Origin of the sequence: Pseudoalteromonas sp. MTN2-4 (assembly GCF_042848605.1) — a bacterium.
GTDB lineage: Bacteria > Pseudomonadota > Gammaproteobacteria > Enterobacterales > Alteromonadaceae > Pseudoalteromonas.
In genome coordinates this window covers 102,280-124,904 of sequence record NZ_BTGK01000008.1, presented here as the reverse complement: position 1 = coordinate 124,904, position 22,625 = coordinate 102,280, and the positions used below count along the sequence as shown (strand labels likewise).

Genomic DNA, 22,625 nt, shown 5'->3' with positions numbered 1-22,625 from the left:
TAAGGGAGAGATTTAATATTTGTACAGTAAATAGACTAACTAAAGTGAAGGAGAAACTATTTTTAAAAAATCTGCTTTTCTGTTGTTTTCATCATAACGAATAACAGCAATGCCAGCTGTAGAAAAGATTGGCATATCACCTGGGCTCAGTTGATCGACCAAATAACTCACAATTGGCATGTGCGCTACTAAAAGCCAAGTATCAATCTCTGGGTTCAAACTCATTAAAGTTTCAAGGTAATCAATCGCAAATCGCGCATCACCGCTGGGAACGATATCTTTACACACTTCAAAATACTCTGCAGGGTTGTGCTTAACAACTTGCTCGGCTGTTTGCTGCGCTCTGATAAAAGGGCTAACGAGTATTGCCTTTGGCTGATAATGCGCTTTAATCCATAGCGCCATTTCACTCGCTTGGCTTACTCCACGTGGGGTCAGCGCTCTTGCGGCATCATCAGCTTGCATGGGCTCAGCTTCACCATGGCGCATAATTAAGATTGTTTTCATAAAACCTCAAACACTTAGAGTAATAATTTTCAGTAAAGCGGTAGCAACTTAGCTACTTTGTTCGCTATATTAAAACAAAACACATGACAATCCAAAGAACCTTAGCAGCGGTAAGTTAGTTCAAATTGGCCTCATCTCTTACTTTATATCGGCGGCAGACTCTTGAAAATTAGCAATAATGATAAACGCAGCTATCAAACTCTTACACTCGACAATGGTCTGAAAGTACTGCTTGTACAAGACCTAGATTCAAATAAATCTGCAGCATCACTGACCGTCAATGCTGGACACTTTGATGATCCTAGCGATCGCCAAGGTATGGCACATTTTATTGAACATATGTTATTTCTCGGTACTGAAGCCTACCCTGAACCCGGCTATTTTTCTCAATTCATTAATCAAGCTGGCGGGCATTGTAATGCATGGACTGGCACAGAACACAGTAGCTATTTCTTCGATTGTGATCATCAACAATTACATGCCGCATTAGACATTTTCAGCCAGTTCTTTATTGCTCCTTTGTTCGACAAGCTTCTAGCAGTGAGTGAGCGAAATGCGATAGATGCCGAATACAAAATGAAAACCAAAGATGATGGTCGACGCATTTATCAAGTACATAAAGAAACGGCAAACCCTCTTCATCCATTTGCAAAGTTTGCCGTTGGCAACCACCAAACATTAGAAGACAGAGACACCTGCATCTCAGACGAGCTGCATCAATTTTTCAGCACGCATTACCTTGCACAATGGATGACATTAGCTATTGCCGGACCTCAATCGTTGAATGAGTTAGCCGATATGGCTAGACAATATTTTTCTAAGGTGCCATCAAGTCAAAATAATAAACCCGCTATCAATGTGCCTCTCTACCGTAGCAATGACCTGGGAAAACTCATTCACATTACGCCTAAAAAGCAAATGCAGAAACTGATCGTAAGCTTTGCTATGCCTAATGTGCATAATCTGTATAAATCTAAGAGTTTAAGCTTTTTAGCTCACTTGATTGGCTTTGAAGGCGAAGGTTCACTGTACTCAATATTAAAAGCCCAAGGATGGATCAATGCGCTTTCAGCCGGTGGCGGCGTGAGTGGCAGTAATTATAAAGACTTTAATGTCAGCTTTGCCCTCACGGAACAAGGCATTGAATTTTACGAAGACATTATTGAAATGTTATTCGAATATATCGCACTTATCGAGCATAAGTTTGCCGACTTACCTGCACTCTATGCCGACAAACAAGCTTTATTAGAAATCGCCTTTGACAATCAAGAACCAAGTAAATTAGTGGAGTGGGTTAATGCGTTAAGCGTGAATATGCACCACTTCGATGAAGCGGATTATTTGTGCGGTGACTATGTCATGACAGGGTTCGAGCCTCAATTACACAAAAAACTTTGCCAATACTTGTCGGCGAAGAACATGCGAGTCGTTTTAATTCATCAAGATGTTGCGACTAATAGAAGAGCGCAGTGGTATAACACAGCTTATCTAGTTGAAGGTTTACCTGCGCACTGGCTTGAGACACTTGATAAAATAAAACACCCTCTTCCAGAAATGAAGCTGCCTAGCGTCAATCCTTATTTAAAAGCAAAACAAGTGTTACACACAAGCGCGTCGTCTTTTTCTATGCCAAAAAAGCTCGCTTTCAAAGAAGGGTTAAATTTCTGGTTTAAACAAGACACAGAATTCAAAGTCACAAAAGGACACATTTATATCGAGATAGATTCAAAAGTCGCGGTGAATTGTGTTAAGAATATGGCTCTCACACGGTTATTGGCAGATTTATTAATGGATAGTCTCGCTGAGCCCTTCTACTCGGCTGAACTTGCGGGCCTCAACTACCATATTACCTCTCATCAAGGTGGTTTGACGCTCAATACAGCTGGCCTCTCGGCAAACCAGCCTGAATTTGCAATAGAGTTACTTCACTATATTTTATCTCAAGATATTAGCCCTATTCGATTTGCAGAATATAAAAAACAACTATCGAGACATTGGCTTCAACATAATCATAATAAACCTGTGTCTGCGCTATTTAGCATACTAAGTGCACATCTAATGCCTTGGAATCCAGCACCGGAGGACTTAGCGCATAGTCTAAAAGGCATTACATTTAATGAGTTCAATGAATTTAGACGTGCATTTTTTAAAGCCGTACATATAAAAGCATTTATGTATGGTAATTGGCGGGAAAGTGATGCTGAAAATATGCTAAATAGCATCAAAGAGACCTTCAAAGAAAGTGAAATCTTAGAAGATTTAAAACGTCCCCTTATTAAACTTAAACAATACATGACGCATGCTTCTTTCAAAGAACAGGCTGAACATGGATTACTATATTATATTCAAGCAAAAACTTCAGGTGTTGATGAAAAAGTACAACTCATGCTCATTAATCAACTTGTACAGCATCTGTATTTTGATGAACTCAGAACCAAACAGCAATTAGGTTATTTAGTCGGTGCAGGTTACGCCCCTTTTAATACCCGTGCAGGGCTTGCGTTTTATGTGCAATCTCCAAATAACTCTAGCAAACAACTACTGCAAAGCCATGAAGAATTTATCAATATGTTCTTGAATAATTTGTCGAAATTAAGTTCAGATTCATTTTTAGAGGCTAAACAAGCTTTAGAGCTACAAATTGCAGAAAACGACAAAAACCTGAGACTAAGAGCTCAGCGGCTGTGGGTCGCGATCACCAATGAAGATCATAACTTTTCAATGCAATCTAGATTGCTAACAGCCCTTCAAACACTGACGAAAGATGTATTTATCAATAATGCTATCTCTTTGATAAGTAATAGAGACTCTCATGCAACGCTAACTTTCAACTGATAAGGCTCTGTTATCTACTTTACTCTCAGTTCAGCATAGATTAGATTAGGCGTTGTTCTGAGAAATAAACATCTATGATTAAAAATATAACAATAATGATGTTCATAGCGTTATTAAGCTCATTATTCAGCATGCCATTGATGGCATTTGAGTTTAATCAACAGAGCCTGGGAGCTAATATTTATTGGCTTGCTCCTGTGGGCTTAATGACATTATTCACCACCTATTTGCTATTCATAAACCGTAGGCTAAAGCGTTCACAGCAAGACTTGGTTATGTCTGAATTACGCTTAAAACGGACTGTTGAAGGCAGTGGTGATACGCTATGGGACTGGGACATCAGCTCAGGGGAAATCATTCGTATAAATGATAAATACATGGTATGCCAAGACCAGCCTGAAAAAAATGCACGCTTTTTACCCAACGCGCACCGCATACACCCCCAAGATCTCCCCCTAGTAGACAAATTACTTAAGCAACACTTTGCTGAGCAAACGGCCTTTTTTGAAGCCAGCTACCGTCTAAGAGATACCTTAGATCAATATCACTGGGTGTTAGATCGCGGTAAAATCATTGAAAAAGACGCCAATTTAAACCCAGTAAGAATGACAGGCACGGTACGTGATATTAGCCACCTAAAAAGTACCGAAGAGCGACTCAACTTATTTGCTAAATGTGTCGAATCACTGACTGATGCGATTGCCATTTATGACAAAAATTACCAGCTTGTAGATGTCAACCCTAGCTACTTAAAACTCTTTGGAGGGTTGAGGAGTCACTACCTCGGAAAGCAATTCAATCTTCCTGGATATGATGAAAAGTATATTCGTGAAATCAAAGCAAACCTAAAAGAGTCTGAACATTGGCAGGAAGAACTTAAGCTCAGGAACTTTAAGAATATCTTATTGCCAATCGAAGTCAGCATCGACGAAATAAAAAACAGTCATGGTCAGGTAACAAACTATGTTGTTATTTTCTCTGATCTAACCGAACGTAAGAAAGCAGAGTCGCAGCTACATAATCTCTCTAACAGAGACAGAACAACAGGTCTTCCGAATAGAAACTTATTTTTCACTAACTTAAAAAAATTAGCACAACAAGATGTTCATCATGCTCTGCTTGTCTTTGATTTAGACAACTTTAAAAAGATTAATGACTCACTGGGTCATCAACTCGGAGATAGTTTGCTTGCAAAACTGGCAATGCGCCTAAATAAACTAGCTCGCCAGCAAGACACCTTCTATCGCCTAGGTGGTGATGAATTCGCCTTGGTGATGACCGGCACGAATGACATTCACACCATTACCAAAACAGCTAAGCAATTTTTAGCAGCCATTGCAACACCATTTAAAATGGCCAATCATGAGCTAGTGATCACCTCTTCAGTCGGTATTGTGTTATTTCCTGAAGATGGTACAACCCCAGAAATATTACTTAAGAATGCAGATACAGCCATGTATCATGCAAAACAAAAAGGTAACCACTACTTATTCTTTAACGATTCAATGAATGAGCAAGCCGTTAAACGGTTACAAATAGAAAACCTAATGCGTTTTGGTTTGAAAGAAGATCATTTTGTCGTTTATTACCAGCCTAAAATGGACATCAAATCAGGGCTGCTTGTCGGCATGGAAGCGTTAGTCCGTTTTATTACCCCTAAAAAAGGCATTATAAGCCCTGGTGTGTTTATTCCTATTGCAGAAGAAACAGGACAAATTATTGATATTGGTGAGGTCGTGCTCGACAAGGCCTGTAAAGACGTGAAACGCTGGATAGACCAAGACTTATTTGACGGCCGTGTTGCCGTTAATTTATCGGCAAAACAATTTAGTTTGCCCGACCTTACCACGCGTATCGATATCATTTTACAGAAAAACCATTTACCTTCCTACTTTTTAGAGCTTGAGATCACTGAAGGAACAGTTATGGACGACCCACAAGAAGCCATTAATATCATGCGCTCACTCAGTGCCAGAGGTATTCACCTGGCGATTGATGACTTTGGGACTGGTTATTCATCTCTTGCTTATCTAAAGCAATTTCCTCTGAATACCTTAAAAGTCGATAAAGCTTTTGTCGACGATATGCACAATGAGCGAGGTCGGAATATGGTAGACTCGATTGTAACCATAGCTCAAAATCTAGATTTACATGTTGTGGCAGAAGGTGTTGAAAAAGCAGAACAATTGGCCATCTTAGAAGAGCTTAATTGCCAAACTGTGCAAGGATATTTTTATTCCAAGCCCCTTTCAGCTGAAGAGTTTACTGAGTTTTTAAAACAACAAAGAGTTGTGAAGAGTAAACAAGCTAAACCTGACTTAAAAGTGGTCAGTTAACTGCTCAGCTGACTTTACAACACGTGAGTTGCCCCATTTGCATGTTTCTTAAAATAGCCATTCTGTAATGTATTCTCAAAAACACCCAGCAAATCGGGCCAACCACTAAACTAAATGCAACCCAGCGCTTTGTCGGCATACCTAGACGAATAGTTTCGCAATAAATGGTCATTGCGCTTAAAAGCAAACAAAACATCAATAACATTAGCACCCCCCTAAAAATTGGCGAATTATACAGCAACCAGCATGAAATAAGCACAAAAAAACGTTTAATTGTTGCAAAATATTGCATTATTTCATTTAATACCAAGCCATAATTTCACTCTTGAAATGGTATTTTATTCATTTTTTCATAACTAACTGATTTATAGTTAGGTTAAGTGAAGTTTTAACTGGTCGTCATGGCGAGGTTTTAGCACGGTTTTTACGCACAAATTTTGTGAGTGTAAATAAAGGCGTTTATTGAATATTGCTCATCACTTTCGAGCAAACTGAGTTTACCAGCTTACCCAATTGTGTAAGTAAACTCAGTAAACAGACTAAAATGTTTTTCCTAAGATTATTGTCTTTACGAATTAAGTGCTAAACTCAAACCATGTGGTTTTAATTAATAGTTACTTCAAGGATAAGAGCTATGAATAAACAAAGCGTACATGATTATTTGCAAAGTAAACTAGGCACGTTTATTACGCAGCCTTTTTCGCAGGATAGCGATGTTTACAAAGTGCAACATAAGATGTTTGCCACCCTTTACGAAGGTAAAGAAGGTCAACTAGACGAAAACAATGAGCCTGTTTTTTGGTTAAACGTGAAGTGTGATCCTGACGAGGCATTAATACTTAGAGATAAGTACGAATCAATTTTGCCTGGTTATCACATGAACAAACGTCTGTGGAACACGATTGTCCTTGATGGCACGGTACCTGAAGACGAAATCAAAAAGTTTATCGACGACTCTTATCAGATAGTTGTTGATAACCTACCTACAGCTCAGAAAGAAGCCCTAGCGAACCTTTCATAACCTGAGTATACGTGTAATGGCCTCCCTCGTTATCTGACGAGGGCCATTCCACCTCCCTCTTCGTATGAAGACTACCAATATGAAAAAAAGTCGCTCTACTCACCAGTGGTGGTGATGCTCCAGACATGAATGCAGCTATTCGTGCAATTGTGCTCAACTGTGAATATAACAATTTATCTTGTTTTGGTTTTTACCATGGTTATAACGGCCTAATAGAAGACCATCTGCTTCCTTTATCTAGCCAATTAGTTAATGCCGAAATAAAGAATGGCGGCACCCTATTAAAAAGTGCACGTTGTCCTGCCATGATGACTGACACGGGTGTAAAGCAAGCATGTAATACACTATTAAAGCACGAAATTGACGCCCTAATCGTCATTGGGGGAGATAGTTCATTTCATGGCTTATTAGCAATTAAGGCCCACTGGCATGGTCAAGTTATTGGCTTACCTGGCACCATAGATAATGACCTTTATGACTGTGATAAAACCATAGGTTTTGCGACTGCGGTTAATACCGCAACGCAAGCAATAGATAAAATCCGAGATACCGCTAACGCATTTGATAGAGTATTCATTGTAGAAGTAATGGGTAGACAAAGTGGCCATATCGCCTTTAAAGTCGGCTTATCTTGTGGTGCTGAGAGCATTTTTTCATTCGAGAATTACAGCAATGAAAAACACGACATCATACTCGAAGACCTAATTGAGAAAATACAAAAACAACAGCTAAATCGCCATGCAAGTTATTTAATTGTACTAGCAGAGAACTTATGGCCTGGTGGTGCTAATGCCCTTCAAGAGCAATTAAAGTCTCAGGGGAACATTGAAAGTGCAATTTGTATTTTGGGTCATACGCAAAGAGGGGGAGATCCCGCCCTGAAGATAGAGCGTTTGCCACTCAACTTGGACTACAAGCTGTTAATGCCTTAATCAAGGGTGATGATAAGGTTATGCTTGGCTTGAGTGCATCGCAACTGACCAAAACAGACCTGAACAAAGCTGTTTCAATAAACAAACCTGTGAGCGATGAGCTAGTCAACGCCCACAAAGGTCCACTCACCCACTATTTAAAATAGGTCAGCATTAAGCCATAAGTGTAAAACAATACTTACTGCATACCCCAGTGCAATCACTGGGGTCCATTTAAGATGACCAAAGAAAGTATAATAGCCTCGAGCTTGTCCCATCAACGCCACACCTGCCGCTGAACCAATTGATAACAAGCTACCACCAACGCCTGCAGTCAAAGTAATTAATAACCATTGACCATGTGACATTTCAGGCTGCATTGTGAGTACAGCAAACATCACCGGAATGTTATCAATAACAGCCGAGATGACACCAAGAAACACATTCGCGGCGGTTGTTGACCAACCTCCGTAGAGTACTTCAGAGATGAAGCTCAAATAACCCAAGAACCCAAGTCCACCAACACACATCACAATGCCGTAAAAGAACAGTAATGTATCCCACTCCGCACGCGACACTTTGCTAAATACATCAAACGGCACGACACTGCCTAATCTAGCTAAACGCTCCTTGTCACCCTGTTGCTCTGCCAGTGCTTTTTTGCGAGCCAAAGACCCCGGTAAAGTCACTCTTAGGAAATAACCAAAAAACTGAAGATAACCTAGTCCCATCATCATGCCTAATACCGGAGGAAGGTGTAAGAAACTATGGCATGCAACTGCTGTTGCCACGGTAAATAAAAACAATGATAAGATGCGTAAGGCACCGCGTTTTAATTCAACTTCTTCATAAGCCGCAGTTGGTTGTTTATTCTCAACATAAAAACTCATAATAGCCGCAGGGACTAAGAAGTTTGCTAAAGAAGGTATAAATAAGACTAAGAACTCACCAAAGGTCACCATACCTGCTTGCCAAACCATCAAGGTCGTAATATCTCCAAACGGGCTGAATGCCCCACCAGCATTAGCTGCAATGACAATATTGATACAAGATATATTGATAAAGGGTTTATCACCTTCAGCCACTTTCATCACCACGGCACACATTAATAGCGCGGTAGTTAAGTTATCCGCAATGGGTGAAATAAAGAATGATAAAAAGCCCGTGATCCAAAATAGATTTTTATAGTTGAAGCCTTTGCGGATCATCCAAGCTCTTAAAGCATCAAAAACTCGGCGTTCTTCAAGGGCGTTGATATAGGTCATTGCTACCAATAAGAACAACATCAACTCTGCGAATTCGAGTAAATTATGTCTAAATGCTTCTTCGGTAACATGAGGGATATTTTCACTGACGTAAAAACTGCCAATGAGGATCCAGATTAAACCAGCGCCCACCAGTACAGGCTTTGACTTTCTCAAATGTAATTTTTCTTCCAACATAACTAAGGTATAAGCCAGAATAAAAATAGCGATGGCAGCAAAACCTACCGCAGAATTTGTTAAGTCTAAGTGAGCACCTGCTGCCCAAACTGAAGGAGTAAAGCTAGCTATCAAAGCTAATAGAAGTAGAAGTGTATAGCGCCGAAAGGACATGTTATTGCCTACTATGATAGTCAAAAGAGAGTATTTAAGTAGGCAATAAAATAGCACAACGGCAGTGATTACCAATTGTACAGAAGTCTATATTTACTATTTTTCCGCGGTTAGTTTTTCAATCGCTAAAATTAATACCAACCCAGTAATGGCAAGCGCAATACATAACAATGTCATTGGGTCTTGCCCATTTAATGTTGCAAATTCTGCAGGCGAAATATTTTGCTGCATGAGCGGCTTTTCAATGCCCTTTGAATTAGTATAAGTCGTCAGCACTTGTTTCCACGGCCAAAGTAGATTCAAAGAGCCAACTAAAAAGCCTGCCAATAATGCAAAAGTTAACTGCTCAAAGCGATTCAATAACCAAGCCAGAAAACGAGAAAAGACCATCAGGCCAACAACACAGCCCATCAAGAATAAGGCAATTAACGCAAATTGTTTTTCTGTCACGGCTGTCAGAACATGGCCGTACATTCCCAGTAGCAATAATATAAAGCTGCCCGATATACCTGGTAAGATCATCGCACATATGGCTATAGAGCCGGCAACAAAATAAAACCACCAACTCGGATTCGCTTCAGCAGGTGACATCGAGGTAATAGCATATGCGATTAGCGCGCCTAAGAGACAACTAGTCACTGTCTTTAGGTTCCAAGCTTTAACTTGCTTTGCAACATAGATAAAAGAGGCAATGATCAAGCCGAAGAAAAATGCCCAAACAAGCAGTTTATGATGTTCCAGTAAGTAAGTGATCAGTTTTGCTAAAGAAGCGGCACTTGTTAATAGGCCAGCGAAAAGCGTTACTAAGAAGGTCCCGTCTATATAGCGCCAAGTGGCTTTAATACCTTCTTTTTTAAGTAATAAAAGTGCATCTAAATTAACACTTTTTATGGCATTTAAGAGTCTGGTATAGATGCCAGTAATAAATGCTATCGTACCACCCGATACACCTGGCACAACATCAGCGGCCCCCATGCCAGCACCTTTCAAAAATAAAAATAAAAAGTCACGCTTACTTTGCAACTGCGACATAGTGTCCTTTTCTCCTAATCAAAACAGCGAGTCATATTATCCTAAATTGGTTTAGACAAGAACCACTCTCAGCTTCGATAACGCAAATTATGTTCCTAAAGTTATGCTTACATTGCCCGATAATGTAATTATGTAAACCAATTAAAATCACTATGCCCTATTTTATTGCATTTATGATGTTGCTATTTGCCACGCCTGCGCTCAACGCAGCACCGAGTGAGCATGTAATGCCTACGGAACCCAAAGTGTGGCACCAACAAGATCTGAAAAAATATATAGATGCCAGTAATATCATCAATATAACAGTTAACGAGCAACCCTTAGATGTGTTATTTCAAACCTATATGAATGCAACCAAACGTGGCATAGCAATTATCTTACCTGATATTGGCCACTCACTTCTGTCCTCAAATGGAAGTCAATTTTTACAACAATCCCTCGCAGATGATGGCTACGATACGTATGTTTTGCCTTCACCAGCGGTGCTATTTGAAGCTTTAGAAATTCCTGATTTTGCACAAGAACAGCAACCTGATCCAGTTGCCAAAGCGGTGTTTTTTCAATCTGAAAGCATGCTAAACGAATACAAGAATGAGCTGGCTGCGCGTTTTCAAGCATTGATACAAGAGCTGAGCAAAATGCCTGATGAACATGTTGTGGTTATAGCGCTCGGTACCAGTGCGGGCGCATTTGCAGAGCTGATATCAGAGCAACCGCAGCTTCCCGTAGATGCATTAGTCACTATCAGCGCGCACCTTCCTCACCCAAAACGCAATGAGGATTTAGCCGCAACATTTTCTCTTGTTACTCCCCCTCTGCTAGATATTTTTTACAGTAATGATGGACCTGCAGTCACGCAGAGTATTTCGAATAGAAAGCGCTGGGCAAAGAGAAACAGTAAATACGATTACAGACAAAGGGAGCTGTTTGGGCTAAGTCATGAACTGAGGCAACACCAGAGACTGAGAAAAGAAGTGAACGGCTTTCTCAGTCATCTATAAATATTACTTAGCCTTAAGAAATTCATATGCAGACTGAATATCTTGGCTTTTTTGCTTTGCAATTTCCATCATGTGAGGCGGTAAGCCTTGTGAAACCAGTTTGTCCGGATGATGTTGCGACATGAGTTTTCGATAAGCACGTTTGATATCTTTTTCACTGGCATTTTTAGTTAGACCCAACACAGCAAGCGCGTTGTCACGATTTAAAGACGGTGGTGTTGCTTTATGTCTATAATCAGATTGCTGTTCAGATTGATAGCTAGACTGATAGCTATGTTGCTGACTACGATGCTTTCTAAACTGAAATTCAGCTTGGTATCGGTTTAGTAAGAATTGAAAGTGTCGGCTTGATAAACCAAGCAAGCGGCTTACTTGCTGTAAAAGTTGCTTTTCTTGCTCTGCTAAGTGGCCGTCCGAAAACGCCATTTGAATTTGAATTTCTAGAAACAGCTGAAGTAAATCATAACGACGACCAAATACTTCTTTTACATCTCGAATTGACTCTTTTAATGAAAATTCGCTCGATTTTCCTGAGCGAAATGCATTCTGCGCCTCTTTTCTTTCCTCACCGTGTAAACCCATTTCATCCATAAATGCTGTGGCAGCTTGAATATGAATTTCACTGACTCGTCCGTTCGATTTTGCGATATGGCCCATGACCGCAAAACAGCTAGAGAAGAATAATGCTTGACGCTGATCTAACTCGCCTTTATCAAAAAACCCCTGAAAGCCACCGGCTTTATCAAAGTCCTGCTTTAAGCTTTTATCAAATAAGTGGCCAAGCCAAAAACCAAGCGCAGCGCCAAGCCAACGACCAAACATAAAGCCAAAACACGTACCAAGTAGCTTACCCCACATATGCAGTTCCTAATTGCTTGTTGATTTCCTCAAGTCTTTCTGGCGTGCCAATATCCGACCATATATTCAAATATAACTCACGAGATACTCGCCCTTCTTCGATACCTTGCCTAAGCAAGGGCCCCAAAGCTAGAAACTGATTGTCGTAAGCGTTAAAAAAAGCTTGGTGGTAAAGGCCTATACCTGAAAAGGTATACTTCTGTGTTTGGTTCGCTAGCCCTATAGTAAAGTCACCACCTGGATGATGCGCTGGGTTTTCGACTAAAACAATGTGTGCTTCACCTTCTTGCAACACCAGCTGCGTTAAAGCGTGCACATCGTAGTCAGTAAAAATATCCCCGTTGATGACGATAAACTTATCACATGCTTCACATAACATTGGTAACGCATTAATGATACCACCGGCCGTTTCTAAACCACCTTCAGGCTCATAGCTATACTCAATCTTGACGCCTAATTGCAAGCCATCACCAAAATATTGCTCTATTTTATCCCCTTGCCAGGCAAGATTAATAACTATCTCTGTGATCCCCGCCGCTTTAAGGCGTTCAATATGGTACTCAATTAACGGTTTACCATTCACTTCCAGCATGGGTTTAGGTAATTCAGCAGTCAAAGGCATCATACGTTTACCTCTACCTGCTGCAAGGATCATTGCTTTCATGTCTTTGGCTCTAACTTACGCTTTACTGCAGGAATTATCTCATTGTCGAGCCAAGTTGCAAGCCATTGAAATTGTTCATACTGTTTACTTGTTTCACGAATATAATCTAATGTTGGTAAAATATTTTTTAAATAACCTGATTTACCATCCCTCAGTAGCAAGCGGCAAAATATCCCTGCGGCTTTTAGGTGCCTTTGTAAACCGGTCAGATGGAAGTAGTCGCAATATTGTTCAAATGATAAATCCGCCATCCCCCCCTGCTTATAAAACAGCTCGTAATTGTATTTAAGCAATTGTTCAAACTCATGCTCAGGTAAAGTGAAATAACAGTCTTTGAGCAAAGACACCGCATCATAACTGATTGGACCTTGAACAGCGTCTTGAAAGTCAATTAACGCCCAGCCACCTGACGTTTTCATAATATTTCTAGAATGAAAATCCCGATGCATCGTCACTTGGGGTTGTTGTAGCATAACCTCGATTAAACTCATTTCCAGTTCATACCAAAGTCTTTGATGCTCCGCCGATACACTTAAACCTAGCCATTTATCGAGTAACCACTCTTTAAAAATATTGATTTCTAAACGTATAAAATCGCCGTCATAAGGTTTCATCCATTGGCTAGGTGGGATTGAGGCGATTTGAGGCAACAGAGATAAAACGGCCTTGTAGTCTGTCACTCGACTATCCGAACTTAAACGATCTGCCAGGTGCTCTGATCCCAAATCATTTAATAGAATAAAACCTGACTCGAAATCTGAAGCGAGTACTTGCGGAACAATAAGTCCCACCTTAGCAAAATCTTGTTGTAACCCGACGAATGGTCGGTTATCAATCAAATCTGCTGGGGAGTCCATTAAAATCAGATTTTTAGAGTCGGTTATGACTCGGTAATACTGCCTAAAACTTGCGTCTGAAGTAATTGCATAAAAAGAAAAAGGTTGATCGTCTAAGTATTTTATTAGAAAGGCTTCTAATTGTGTTTTTCTGTTATCGTTCTTTATCACAATTTTACATTCTTAATTACTGAATTTAACTCTGTTTTACTTTATGATGTGCTGTCCTTAAAGTAACAACTGGCAAACAGGTTGATTAATGAACAAAATTTGGCTGACCGTGGCACTATTTCCTCTCTGTCCTGCTGTATATGCAGCTTCAGAAATTGAAAGGCCTTTGCTTTGCCAAAATAATACTTTACCTCAGCAGTGGCAACCTCTCACGGGGTTACCAAAAAACGCTATCGACATTCGTGCAGATCGAGTAAACATTAACAATACATCGAGTGCGCAATTCGCTGGTAATGTTGTAATAAACACAGAACAAATGCAACTCTCTGCGAGTTCAGCCCTGTTTAACAAACAAAGTTTACAACTGAATGCCGAAGGACCTCTAGTCTACCAAGACCCTTACACCTTAGTTAAAAGCAACGGCTTGTTTGCAGATTTAAATAATTACCACATCGACTTAATGGGTGCTGACTATCAACTTACCCAACAGCTCGGTCATGGTGGTGCAGCTCAATTATCTGCTCGAGACGATAGCATCGAACTACTGAATGCAAGCTTTACCACTTGCCCGTCAGATAAGCCTTTTTGGTCCATCGAAGCCAGCACAATTAGCTTGTCTAAAACCGAAGGCTGGGGTGAAACATATAATGCAGTGCTCAGAATTTTAGACACGCCAGTTATTTATATTCCTTACTTTACTTTTCCGATTGACGATAGACGAAAAACAGGTCTTCTTGCCCCCACTATATCAAGCTCAGAGCGTTATGGTTTAGAGCTCTCAACGCCATTTTATTGGAATATTGCCCCTAACTATGACGCAACCATCACACCGAGATATATGTCTAAAAAAGGCGTTCAAATTAACACTGAATTCAGGTATCTAACGCCTCATCATTCAGGCTTATTCGCCATGGAACTGTTGGAAAAAGATGATTCAGAGCCTGAATTAGAAGAGCGTTACCTGTTACATTGGCAACAAAATAGTTACCTTAATGAAAATTGGCGCGCAAGCATTGATGTTACCAACGTCAGTGACGATAACTATTTAACCGACTTAAATTCAGAGTATGGTAATGTCACTGACACACAGTTATACCGAACTGGCATCTTAAACTATCTCGGGGATATATGGTCTGCACAATTGAAAGTGCAAAATTTTGAAGTATTAGGCGATCACCAAGAATCCTATGCAGCTCTACCACAAATATCTTGGCACACCACTGATTCAATTTCTTGGCAAGGCATTGATTGGTCGTTAAACGGTGAATTCAGCCACTTTAAGAATGATGAGTTAGTGATTACAGACGCCTCAAGGTTACATATTGAGCCAAAGGCCAGTTACGCAATCAGCGACACCGCTTGGTCATTTTTATCTGAGGCTAGCCTACTCCATACTTACTATCACCAAAAAGGAACCTTCAACGAAACACAGTTTGATGAACGAGTAACTAGAACGTTGCCCAAACTGAGACTGCATGCACAAATGAATCTTGAACGCGCAACCAAACTGATTGTTGATGACGGCGTGCAAACACTTGAGCCTCAACTACAATATTTATATGTACCTAAAAAAGATCAAGACAATATTGGCTTGTACGATACCACAAAAATGCAGGATGACTTTTCAGGTTTATTCAGAGAACAACGCTTTTCCGGTGTCGATCGTATTGCTCAAGCTAACCAGTTTACTGTAGGTGCAACAACACGTATTTTTGATAGTAAAAACCAAGAACGCTTTAATTTGAGTGTTGGGCAAATTGTTTATTTAGACAGCAAAGTTAAACCGACTCGCCAAAATCCATTGAATAAAACAAACTATAATGCCTTGTTTGCTGCAGAAAGCATGATACATTGGCATCGAAGATGGTACTTGTCTGCTGGTATTCAATACGACGCTGATACCAAGCAGTTAATTCAATCTCATGCAACAATTGATTATAAAGGTGATAAAAATCAGCTTGTGCAATTGAACCATCGTTATGCAAACGATGTCTCAGGATATGAAATAGATCAAATTGGTTTTTTTACCAGTGTGCCTCTAAACCAACAATGGCAATTTATTGCAAGTTATCATAGAGATTTAGTAACAAAAAGGAGTACTGAATTTTTTGCGGGTATACAATATGAAAGTTGCTGTTGGGCTGTTCAGCTTACTGGTAATAGACAAATTCAAACCGATTTAAATAAAACAATTAACCAAGATGAGGCTCAGTTTGATACCAGTATTCGTCTTAACTTTGTACTCAAAGGGTTAAGTGGTAAATCAAGCTATGATGTAAGCCGATTACTACAACAGGGTATTTTTGGCTACCGTCGACCTTATTTTTTGAATAATTAGTAAAATAATAGAGCATTATGAATTTAAAAACGTTGTTAATCGCCGCCCTAATGGGGTTAGGTTTCAGTCAAGCAGCACTAGCTGAGCGAGTACAATTAGATAAAGTAGTCGCAACCGTCAATGACGGTGTTGTATTACAGAGCGAAGTAAATAAAGTTATCTCTCGAGTAAAACAACAAGCAAAAGAGCAAAATACCCAGTTACCTTCAGATAATACGCTACGTATACAAGCCATCGATAGGCTTGTTGACCAATCTCTATTATTACAGTTAGCTGAAAGAATGGGATTAGAAATATCTGACGCTCAATTAGACCAAACGCTAGCAAATATTGCATCTGAACAAGGTGCGACGATTGCTGATTTAAGAAAGTCAATCGAAGCGACAGGTGAAAGCTTCAAAGCCTATAGAGAAGAAATTAGGCAAGAAATCACCATCAGTCAGGTGCGACGCGCAAACGTCGATCGCCGTATCTATATTAACCCTCAAGAAATCACTAATTTACAAACCATTCTTGAACAGCAAACAGGCCAGTCTGAAGAGTATGACATTGGCCATATCTTAGTAAAAGTGCCAAGTAAAGCATCTCCTGAAGAGCTAGAAGATGCCAGAGACCGCGCCAATAAAGTTATTGAGTTTCTTAACGATGGCAAAGACTTCAAACGCATTGCGATTGCCTCTTCTAGCGGCGCTAAAGCGCTTGATGGTGGTCAACTAGGCTGGATGGGGATCAATGAAATGCCTTCACTATTTGCTGAAGCAGTTAAAGGTAAAAAGAAAGATGATATTATTGGTCCACTTCGTTCAGGAGCTGGCTTCCACATCTTAAAAGTACAAGATATTCGCGGCAGACAGGTGGTTGAAACGACTGAAGTACGCTCTCGTCATATCTTAATCAAGCCTTCTATTATCCTAAGTGAAGAGAAAGCGCGTTCGATGCTAGCTGGTTTTGTTAAAGACTTGCGTGCTGGTAATGCTGACTTCGCAGAATTAGCAAAAGAACACTCTGAAGACCCTGGCTCTGCCTTAAAAGGCGGTGAGTATGACTGGACTGACCCTACTACATACGTACCAGCCTTTAGAGATACCCTACTTTCTCTAGATAAAAATGAAATCAGTGAACCATTTAGATCAACATTCGGTTGGCACATAGTTCAACTCCTCGATAAACGTGTTGCTGATAAAACTGATCTTGCTAAGAAAAATCGTGCTCATGGCATCCTCTATAACAGAAAATTCCAAGAAGAAAGTTTGCGTTGGATGAATGAAATGCGAGAGCAAGCAAATATCGATGTTTTTCCTACTGAATAGGTAATATATGACCATTCGTATCGCTATAACACCGGGTGAGCCCGCAGGCATTGGCCCTGATTTAGTTATCAAGCTAGCTCAAAAAGCGTGGCCTGTGCAACTCGTCGCTGTTGTTGATAAAACTATTTTAGAAAAGCGCGCAAAGGAATTAGGAGAAACAATTAACCTGATTCCTTTTAAAGACAATGAGGCTCCTAAATTAGCCCCGGCTGGTAGCTTATTTTATCTGCAAATTGATAAAGGCGTTGAGGTTACACCTGGTGAGTTAAACGAAGCAAATGGTCATTATGTACTAGAGACACTCAGAGTCGCGTCTGAAAAGAACATGGACGGCACATTTGCCGCTGTTGTAACTGGCCCGGTTCATAAAGGTATCATCAACCAAGCTGGCATCTCTTTTAGCGGCCATACTGAGTTTTTTGCACAGCAATCGAATACTCAAGATGTTGTGATGATGCTTGCAACTGAAGGATTAAGGGTGGCGCTTGTAACAACCCATATTCCATTGGCCTATGTATCAAGAGCCATCACGCACGACCGCCTTACAAAAGTCATCAATATTCTTAATCATGATTTACAGACCAAGTTTGGTATTAAACAACCAAAAATCTTAGTTTGTGGACTCAACCCCCATGCCGGTGAAGGGGGTCATTTAGGGCGAGAAGAAATTGAAACGATTGAACCTGCGCTTGAATCACTGAATAGTCAGGGCATGACGCTTGTTGGCCCTCTTCCAGCGGATACACTTTTTCAAGCGAAATATCTAGATAATGCGGATGCGGTGCTTGCAATGTATCACGATCAAGGCTTGCCTGTGCTAAAATACAAAGGCTTTGGTAATTCAGTGAACATTACACTCGGTTTGCCTTTCGTTAGAACATCCGTTGATCATGGTACTGCTTTAGATTTAGCTGCCACAGGGCAGATTGAAGTCGGTAGTTTTGATTTAGCGATCCGCGAAGCTATTACGCTCGCCTCAAAAAAAGCAATGAATTAATGACAGATAACGTACATTTAGGTCACAGAGCACGTAAACGCTTTGGACAAAACTTTTTACACGATGAAATGATCATCGACAAAATCGTCACCGCGATTGACCCTAAACCTTCAGATAACTTGGTTGAGATTGGCCCTGGTTTAGGTGCTATCACTGAACCAGTCACTGATTTAAGTGGTCAGTTAACCGTTGTCGAGCTGGATAAAGACTTAGCAGAGAGATTAACACAACACCCTTTCTTAGGGCCTAAACTAACTGTTCATCAGGGCGATGCGATGAAATTCGACTTCGCAAGCCTTATCCGTGACGAAGAGAAGTTAAAAGTATTCGGTAACTTACCTTACAATGTCTCGACACCATTGCTGTTCCATTTATTTGAGTTTGTAGACAATATTGAGCATATGCACTTTATGCTTCAAAAAGAAGTCGTTAAGCGTATGGTTGCAGGCCCAGGCTCTAAAGCTTTCGGTCGATTAAGTGTGATGACACAATATTACTGTCATGCAATGCCAGTGATTGATGTGCCACCTGAATGCTTTAAACCAGCCCCTAAAGTTGACTCCGCAGTCGTACGCTTAATTCCGAAAAAACCTGAACAGCGAACAGCCAAAAGTACTAAATTATTGAACACTGTATGTTTAGAAGCGTTCAACCAGCGCAGAAAAACGTTGCGCAATAGTCTTTCAAACCTATTAACAGCGGATGAATTGATAGCTCTTGGCATCAACCCATCATTACGTGCAGAAAGTTTATCTCTGACTCAATTTATTGATATCGCAAATTGGATTTATGACAACAAGCAGTAACTTAGGATCACCTATCAAGGTTTCCGTAGAAACCATTTATGTTGAGCACCAATCTCAACCAGAAAAAGATAAGTATGTTTTTGCTTACACTATCACTATCAAAAATCATAGTTTGTGTAACGCAAAATTAGAAAGTCGCTACTGGCTTATCACTGACGCGAATGGCAAAGAAACTGAAGTTGAAGGCGAAGGCGTCGTTGGTGAACGACCGACTATCGCACCTGGCGAAACTTACTCCTATACCAGTGGCGCAGTGCTAGACACACCAGTTGGCACGATGCAGGGGCACTATGTGATGAGAAATGAGTTTGGTACAGAGTTTCAAGCGCCTATTGATGTCTTCAGGCTTTCTCGGCCAAACATTTTGCATTAATCATGGCAAATTACGCAGTCGGTGATTTACAAGGGTGTTTTACGCCCTTAATTAAATTGCTATCTGAAGTCGGGTTTAATCCAAGTAAAGATCACCTCTTCCTTGTAGGTGATCTCATTGCCCGTGGACCTGATTCCCTCGCTTGTCTAGACTTTGTATATCAAAACCAAGATGCCTTAACCGTTACTCTTGGCAATCACGACTTGCACTTTATCGCTTGCTATCTTCTTGGTAAGCAACCAAACCCAAAAGACAATTTAGCCCCCGTATTCTCAAGTAAATTCTGCGAACACTATGTTTCATATCTACGAACACAACCGCTCGCAGTATATTTAAAAGATCATTCGACCTTTCTCTCGCATGCGGGTATTCATCCGCACTGGAGTATCGAGCAAGCATTGAACTATGCTCATATTGCAGAGCAAAATTACCAAAGTGATGAAGCGAATATCTTCTTCGAAAACATGTATGGCAGCAAAGATCCGGCCTATATTCCAAACAAAGATTTTTTAACAAACTTTAAAATCACTGTTAATGTTTTCACAAGAATGCGCTTCTTAGAGCAATCAGGGAACTTGAATTTTTTTGAAAAAGGTAGCGCTCAGCAAAGCTCTCTAATGCCTTGGTTTAAGCATGAGCGCTTCGTAAATGACAAAAATCGTTATGTTTTTGGTCACTGGGCAGCCCTTGAAGGGGTGACCCATGTTGAAAACATACTTGCTTTAGACACTGGTTGTGTCTGGGGTGGGAACATGACATTAATAAATCTTGATACGGGTGAACGATATTTGAGCAAATAATTTGTTAATCCTCCCTTTTTACTGAATTATTTTGCTACATCTGCTATAAAATACTTAACTTATCAGTTACCAGACCGATATATTTACTGTCTTAAGCAACTTACGGAATCGATATGAATTTCACTGTTAGTCAACGTATTTGGGGTGGGTTTATTTTCATCACATTGTTACTCCTTATGATTGGGGGTAATTCTCTCCTGAGAATTGCAAATATTGACAGCTCATCTCAGCAAGTGAATAACCTGTCTCTGCCAGCATTAACCAATAGTTCTGAGTTACAAGTAGAGTTCACACAGATGAGTAAACTCGCGCAGAGCAGCTTTTTCGCGACCCAATCTACAGAGCTGGCTCAATTGAAGTCTCAATTTGAAAAACGACAAGAAAGCTTCAAGAACGCACACCGTCAGTTGGAACAAATCGTACAAAGCAATCCAGATTTATCTCAACGCGCGCAAAAAGTAGGTGATACATTTAACAAATTTCTACCTACTGTTAATCTACTTCTAGACGATAAAGCCAGTACCCTGCAAATTAAAAAAGATTTGGTAACACAGCTTGAAGAAATAGAATTAGCAGCAGAAGATGCCACAACGAGTGTGCTCGATATCCTAGACATCAGTGAACTAAAGGCGACTAGCCCAAGAGCTTTCCAAGCTGCATCTAGCCTTGAGAATCACTTTTCTAACCTAGTTACTAGCAGTAACGATCTTATTTCCGCTGATAACGCTAACACAGTTGACATTATTGCTAACGAGCAAAATTTTGCTATCAAAGAAATTGCTAGAAATATAGAGCTGATCAGAGGTCCTGTAAATTCCCTCGAACCTTCTTATTTAGAAGATTTAGAAGGATATTACGGTGACTTGAAGCAGCAAGTAGAAGGGCAAACTGGTTTAGCTGGTAATAAACGCGCGTTATTACAAACCGAAGCTAAAACTCGACAGGCTGTAAATGATTCAGAGTTGGCTACCGAAGCCGCACTTAAACAGCTATCTGAACTGGTAGCTTTGGCAAATGAAGTGGCATTGGAGCTACAAACTGGCGTGCGTGATGATGTAAGCGCAGCTAATTTATGGACCTGGGTTGGTATGCTTGCTGCCACGCTTATCGCTGTGGGGGTTGCTTATGTGACCGTTCAACTTATCACCAAACCGCTTGCGGAAGTGAATAAGATCCTAACCATAGTGGCGAGCGGTGATATGACTCAACGCTTAGACGACAGTGCGCAAGATGAGTTCGGCGAGCTTTCGCGAAGCTGTAACACGCTTATTACCAGTTTAAGAGAGCTAATTACTGGTATTGTCTCTCGCTCTACTCAACTGGCTGCAGCGTCAGAGCAAACATCTATGATCACCACAGAGTCTAGTCAGGCAATTAAGAGTCAGCAGGCTCAAGTCGAGCAAGCTGCAACAGCGACCACAGAAATGAGCAGTACCTCCCATGGTGTAAGTAACAGCGCTCATCAGGCATTGCTAGAAATCAAGAATGCAGACAAAGAAGCTGAACGTGTAAAAGGTATTTCACATGAGAACAAGCATACGATTGAACAACTTGCTTCAGAAGTTGACGAAGCATCTCGTGTTATCAACAAACTCCACCAAGACAGTGCATCCATTGGCGGTATTTTAGATGTTATTCGAGGTATTGCTGAACAAACTAACCTACTTGCGCTAAATGCAGCGATTGAAGCGGCGCGGGCGGGCGAACAAGGTCGAGGCTTTGCTGTTGTTGCAGATGAAGTAAGATCGCTGGCGAGCAAAACGCAAGAGTCAACCCAAGAAATTCAATCAATGATTGAGTCTCTGCAAGCGGGTGCTGAAGAAGCGGTAAACGCAATGTCAAAAGGTAAACAACAAGCGGTTTCTTGTGTTGAGCAGAGTGATTTAGCTAATGAAGCCTTAAATAGTATTACTCAGGCAGTTTCTCAGGCTCATGACGTCAGTGAAGAGATTTCAAATGCTGCTAACGAGCAACAACAAGTAGCCCAAGAGATCAGCGAACGCCTTGAGTCTATAGTTGCTATCGCCGAGCAAACTGCTGAAGGGGCTAATCAGACTTCGATTTCGAGTTCAGAAGTCGCTAAGCTCGCTGAAGAGCTGAGGCAATCTGTAGAACAGTTTAGAGTCTAGATAAGATTACTTTTGCAAAAGCCCTCTTCAGAGGGCTTTTTTTTGCATTTTCATTTATAAATCACCATACAACTTTTGGCTTAAGACCAATCTCCTATTGCCTTG

General features: G+C 40.6%; 18 protein-coding genes. 12 read left to right on the top strand and 6 right to left on the bottom strand.

The window, feature by feature from the left end; translation table 11 throughout:
- Nucleotides 1-39 precede the first annotated feature (39 nt).
- Complete coding sequence (sixA, locus tag ACGHEH_RS17050) at nucleotides 40-507, bottom strand: phosphohistidine phosphatase SixA (RefSeq protein ID WP_390447694.1); 468 nt, start codon at nucleotides 505-507, stop codon at nucleotides 40-42.
- 162 nt (nucleotides 508-669) lie between these two features.
- On the opposite strand from sixA, the gene ACGHEH_RS17045 reads away from it, so the two are divergent.
- The 4 genes from ACGHEH_RS17045 to ACGHEH_RS17030 all read left to right on the top strand — a co-directional run bounded on the left by ACGHEH_RS17045 (nucleotide 670) and on the right by ACGHEH_RS17030 (nucleotide 7,631).
- Nucleotides 670-3,342 (top strand): insulinase family protein, encoded by a 2,673-nt coding sequence (locus ACGHEH_RS17045; RefSeq protein ID WP_390447692.1) that lies wholly within the window; start codon nucleotides 670-672, stop codon nucleotides 3,340-3,342.
- A 74-nt stretch (nucleotides 3,343-3,416) separates the two neighbouring features.
- Entirely contained in the window at nucleotides 3,417-5,678 is a 2,262-nt protein-coding gene (locus ACGHEH_RS17040) for a putative bifunctional diguanylate cyclase/phosphodiesterase (protein WP_390447690.1), read from the top strand.
- Nucleotides 5,679-6,312: 634 nt separating this feature from the next.
- Nucleotides 6,313-6,699: an MmcQ/YjbR family DNA-binding protein gene (locus ACGHEH_RS17035; RefSeq protein WP_390447687.1), complete on the top strand. Its 387-nt coding sequence runs from the start codon at nucleotides 6,313-6,315 to the stop codon at nucleotides 6,697-6,699.
- 125 nt (nucleotides 6,700-6,824) lie between these two features.
- The gene (locus ACGHEH_RS17030) at nucleotides 6,825-7,631 is read left to right on the top strand and encodes a 6-phosphofructokinase (RefSeq protein ID WP_390447684.1); all 807 of its coding nucleotides are present in this window, start codon (nucleotides 6,825-6,827) and stop codon (nucleotides 7,629-7,631) included.
- A gap of 137 nt (nucleotides 7,632-7,768) precedes the next feature.
- Here ACGHEH_RS17030 and nhaD read toward each other — a convergent pair whose 3' ends face one another.
- A complete protein-coding gene (gene nhaD / locus ACGHEH_RS17025; RefSeq protein ID WP_390447682.1) occupies nucleotides 7,769-9,205 on the bottom strand; it encodes a sodium:proton antiporter NhaD in 1,437 nt (478 codons plus the stop codon).
- Between the two features lie 96 nt (nucleotides 9,206-9,301).
- Entirely contained in the window at nucleotides 9,302-10,237 is a 936-nt protein-coding gene (locus ACGHEH_RS17020) for a DUF368 domain-containing protein (RefSeq protein ID WP_390447679.1), read from the bottom strand.
- 152 nt (nucleotides 10,238-10,389) lie between these two features.
- On the opposite strand from ACGHEH_RS17020, the gene ACGHEH_RS17015 reads away from it, so the two are divergent.
- Nucleotides 10,390-11,238 carry a DUF3530 family protein gene (locus tag ACGHEH_RS17015; protein ID WP_390447676.1) on the top strand — a complete coding sequence of 283 codons (849 nt, stop codon included), beginning with the start codon at nucleotides 10,390-10,392 and terminating at the stop codon, nucleotides 11,236-11,238.
- 3 nt (nucleotides 11,239-11,241) lie between these two features.
- Here the strand turns inward: ACGHEH_RS17015 and djlA are convergent, their stop codons facing one another.
- Genes djlA through ACGHEH_RS17000 form a run of 3 tightly spaced genes read right to left on the bottom strand, consistent with a single transcriptional unit; the run spans nucleotide 11,242 to nucleotide 13,767 of the window.
- A complete protein-coding gene (gene djlA, locus ACGHEH_RS17010) occupies nucleotides 11,242-12,096 on the bottom strand; it encodes a co-chaperone DjlA (RefSeq protein WP_390447673.1) in 855 nt (284 codons plus the stop codon).
- The gene (gene murU / locus ACGHEH_RS17005; protein ID WP_390447670.1) at nucleotides 12,086-12,760 is read right to left on the bottom strand and encodes an N-acetylmuramate alpha-1-phosphate uridylyltransferase MurU; all 675 of its coding nucleotides are present in this window, start codon (nucleotides 12,758-12,760) and stop codon (nucleotides 12,086-12,088) included. Before murU ends, djlA begins: the two co-directional genes overlap by 11 nt.
- On the bottom strand, nucleotides 12,757-13,767 hold the full coding sequence (locus ACGHEH_RS17000; RefSeq protein WP_390447668.1) for an aminoglycoside phosphotransferase family protein: 1,011 nt from the start codon (nucleotides 13,765-13,767) through the stop codon (nucleotides 12,757-12,759). Before ACGHEH_RS17000 ends, murU begins: the two co-directional genes overlap by 4 nt.
- A gap of 88 nt (nucleotides 13,768-13,855) precedes the next feature.
- Between ACGHEH_RS17000 and lptD the strand changes: the two genes are divergently transcribed.
- The 7 genes from lptD (at nucleotide 13,856) to ACGHEH_RS16965 (ending at nucleotide 22,520) form a co-directional block, all read left to right on the top strand.
- On the top strand, nucleotides 13,856-16,105 hold the full coding sequence (gene lptD, locus ACGHEH_RS16995) for an LPS assembly protein LptD (RefSeq protein ID WP_390447665.1): 2,250 nt from the start codon (nucleotides 13,856-13,858) through the stop codon (nucleotides 16,103-16,105).
- A gap of 17 nt (nucleotides 16,106-16,122) precedes the next feature.
- Complete coding sequence (surA, locus tag ACGHEH_RS16990; RefSeq protein ID WP_390447662.1) at nucleotides 16,123-17,415, top strand: peptidylprolyl isomerase SurA; 1,293 nt, start codon at nucleotides 16,123-16,125, stop codon at nucleotides 17,413-17,415.
- A 7-nt stretch (nucleotides 17,416-17,422) separates the two neighbouring features.
- Nucleotides 17,423-18,412, top strand: a complete 990-nt coding sequence (pdxA, locus tag ACGHEH_RS16985; RefSeq protein ID WP_390447660.1) for a 4-hydroxythreonine-4-phosphate dehydrogenase PdxA — start codon at nucleotides 17,423-17,425, stop codon at nucleotides 18,410-18,412.
- A complete protein-coding gene (gene rsmA, locus ACGHEH_RS16980) occupies nucleotides 18,412-19,218 on the top strand; it encodes a 16S rRNA (adenine(1518)-N(6)/adenine(1519)-N(6))-dimethyltransferase RsmA (protein WP_390447657.1) in 807 nt (268 codons plus the stop codon). The genes pdxA and rsmA overlap by 1 nt, the downstream gene beginning before the upstream one ends.
- A complete protein-coding gene (gene apaG / locus ACGHEH_RS16975) occupies nucleotides 19,202-19,591 on the top strand; it encodes a Co2+/Mg2+ efflux protein ApaG (protein WP_390447654.1) in 390 nt (129 codons plus the stop codon). The genes rsmA and apaG overlap by 17 nt, the downstream gene beginning before the upstream one ends.
- A gap of 2 nt (nucleotides 19,592-19,593) precedes the next feature.
- Nucleotides 19,594-20,391 carry a symmetrical bis(5'-nucleosyl)-tetraphosphatase gene (locus tag ACGHEH_RS16970; RefSeq protein ID WP_390447651.1) on the top strand — a complete coding sequence of 266 codons (798 nt, stop codon included), beginning with the start codon at nucleotides 19,594-19,596 and terminating at the stop codon, nucleotides 20,389-20,391.
- A 113-nt stretch (nucleotides 20,392-20,504) separates the two neighbouring features.
- Nucleotides 20,505-22,520, top strand: coding sequence for a methyl-accepting chemotaxis protein (locus ACGHEH_RS16965; RefSeq protein WP_390447648.1), 2,016 nt, complete (start codon nucleotides 20,505-20,507; stop codon nucleotides 22,518-22,520).
- Nucleotides 22,521-22,625: the final 105 nt, after the last annotated feature.

Bases quoted from the DNA above. Each gene is read 5' to 3' on its own strand.
- ACGHEH_RS17030 (WP_390447684.1), top strand. From the start codon at position 6,825: ATGAATGCAGCTATTCGTGCAATTGTGCTCAACTGTGAATATAACAAT.
- ACGHEH_RS17020 (WP_390447679.1), bottom strand. From the start codon at position 10,237: ATGTCGCAGTTGCAAAGTAAGCGTGACTTTTTATTTTTATTTTTGAAA.
- ACGHEH_RS17040 (WP_390447690.1), top strand. From the start codon at position 3,417: ATGATTAAAAATATAACAATAATGATGTTCATAGCGTTATTAAGCTCA.
- rsmA (WP_390447657.1), top strand. From the start codon at position 18,412: ATGACAGATAACGTACATTTAGGTCACAGAGCACGTAAACGCTTTGGA.
- apaG (WP_390447654.1), top strand. From the start codon at position 19,202: ATGACAACAAGCAGTAACTTAGGATCACCTATCAAGGTTTCCGTAGAA.
- pdxA (WP_390447660.1), top strand. From the start codon at position 17,423: ATGACCATTCGTATCGCTATAACACCGGGTGAGCCCGCAGGCATTGGC.
- surA (WP_390447662.1), top strand. From the start codon at position 16,123: ATGAATTTAAAAACGTTGTTAATCGCCGCCCTAATGGGGTTAGGTTTC.
- nhaD (WP_390447682.1), bottom strand. From the start codon at position 9,205: ATGTCCTTTCGGCGCTATACACTTCTACTTCTATTAGCTTTGATAGCT.
- ACGHEH_RS17035 (WP_390447687.1), top strand. From the start codon at position 6,313: ATGAATAAACAAAGCGTACATGATTATTTGCAAAGTAAACTAGGCACG.
- lptD (WP_390447665.1), top strand. From the start codon at position 13,856: ATGAACAAAATTTGGCTGACCGTGGCACTATTTCCTCTCTGTCCTGCT.
- ACGHEH_RS17015 (WP_390447676.1), top strand. From the start codon at position 10,390: ATGCCCTATTTTATTGCATTTATGATGTTGCTATTTGCCACGCCTGCG.
- sixA (WP_390447694.1), bottom strand. From the start codon at position 507: ATGAAAACAATCTTAATTATGCGCCATGGTGAAGCTGAGCCCATGCAA.
- djlA (WP_390447673.1), bottom strand. From the start codon at position 12,096: ATGTGGGGTAAGCTACTTGGTACGTGTTTTGGCTTTATGTTTGGTCGT.
- murU (WP_390447670.1), bottom strand. From the start codon at position 12,760: ATGAAAGCAATGATCCTTGCAGCAGGTAGAGGTAAACGTATGATGCCT.
- ACGHEH_RS16965 (WP_390447648.1), top strand. From the start codon at position 20,505: ATGAATTTCACTGTTAGTCAACGTATTTGGGGTGGGTTTATTTTCATC.
- ACGHEH_RS16970 (WP_390447651.1), top strand. From the start codon at position 19,594: ATGGCAAATTACGCAGTCGGTGATTTACAAGGGTGTTTTACGCCCTTA.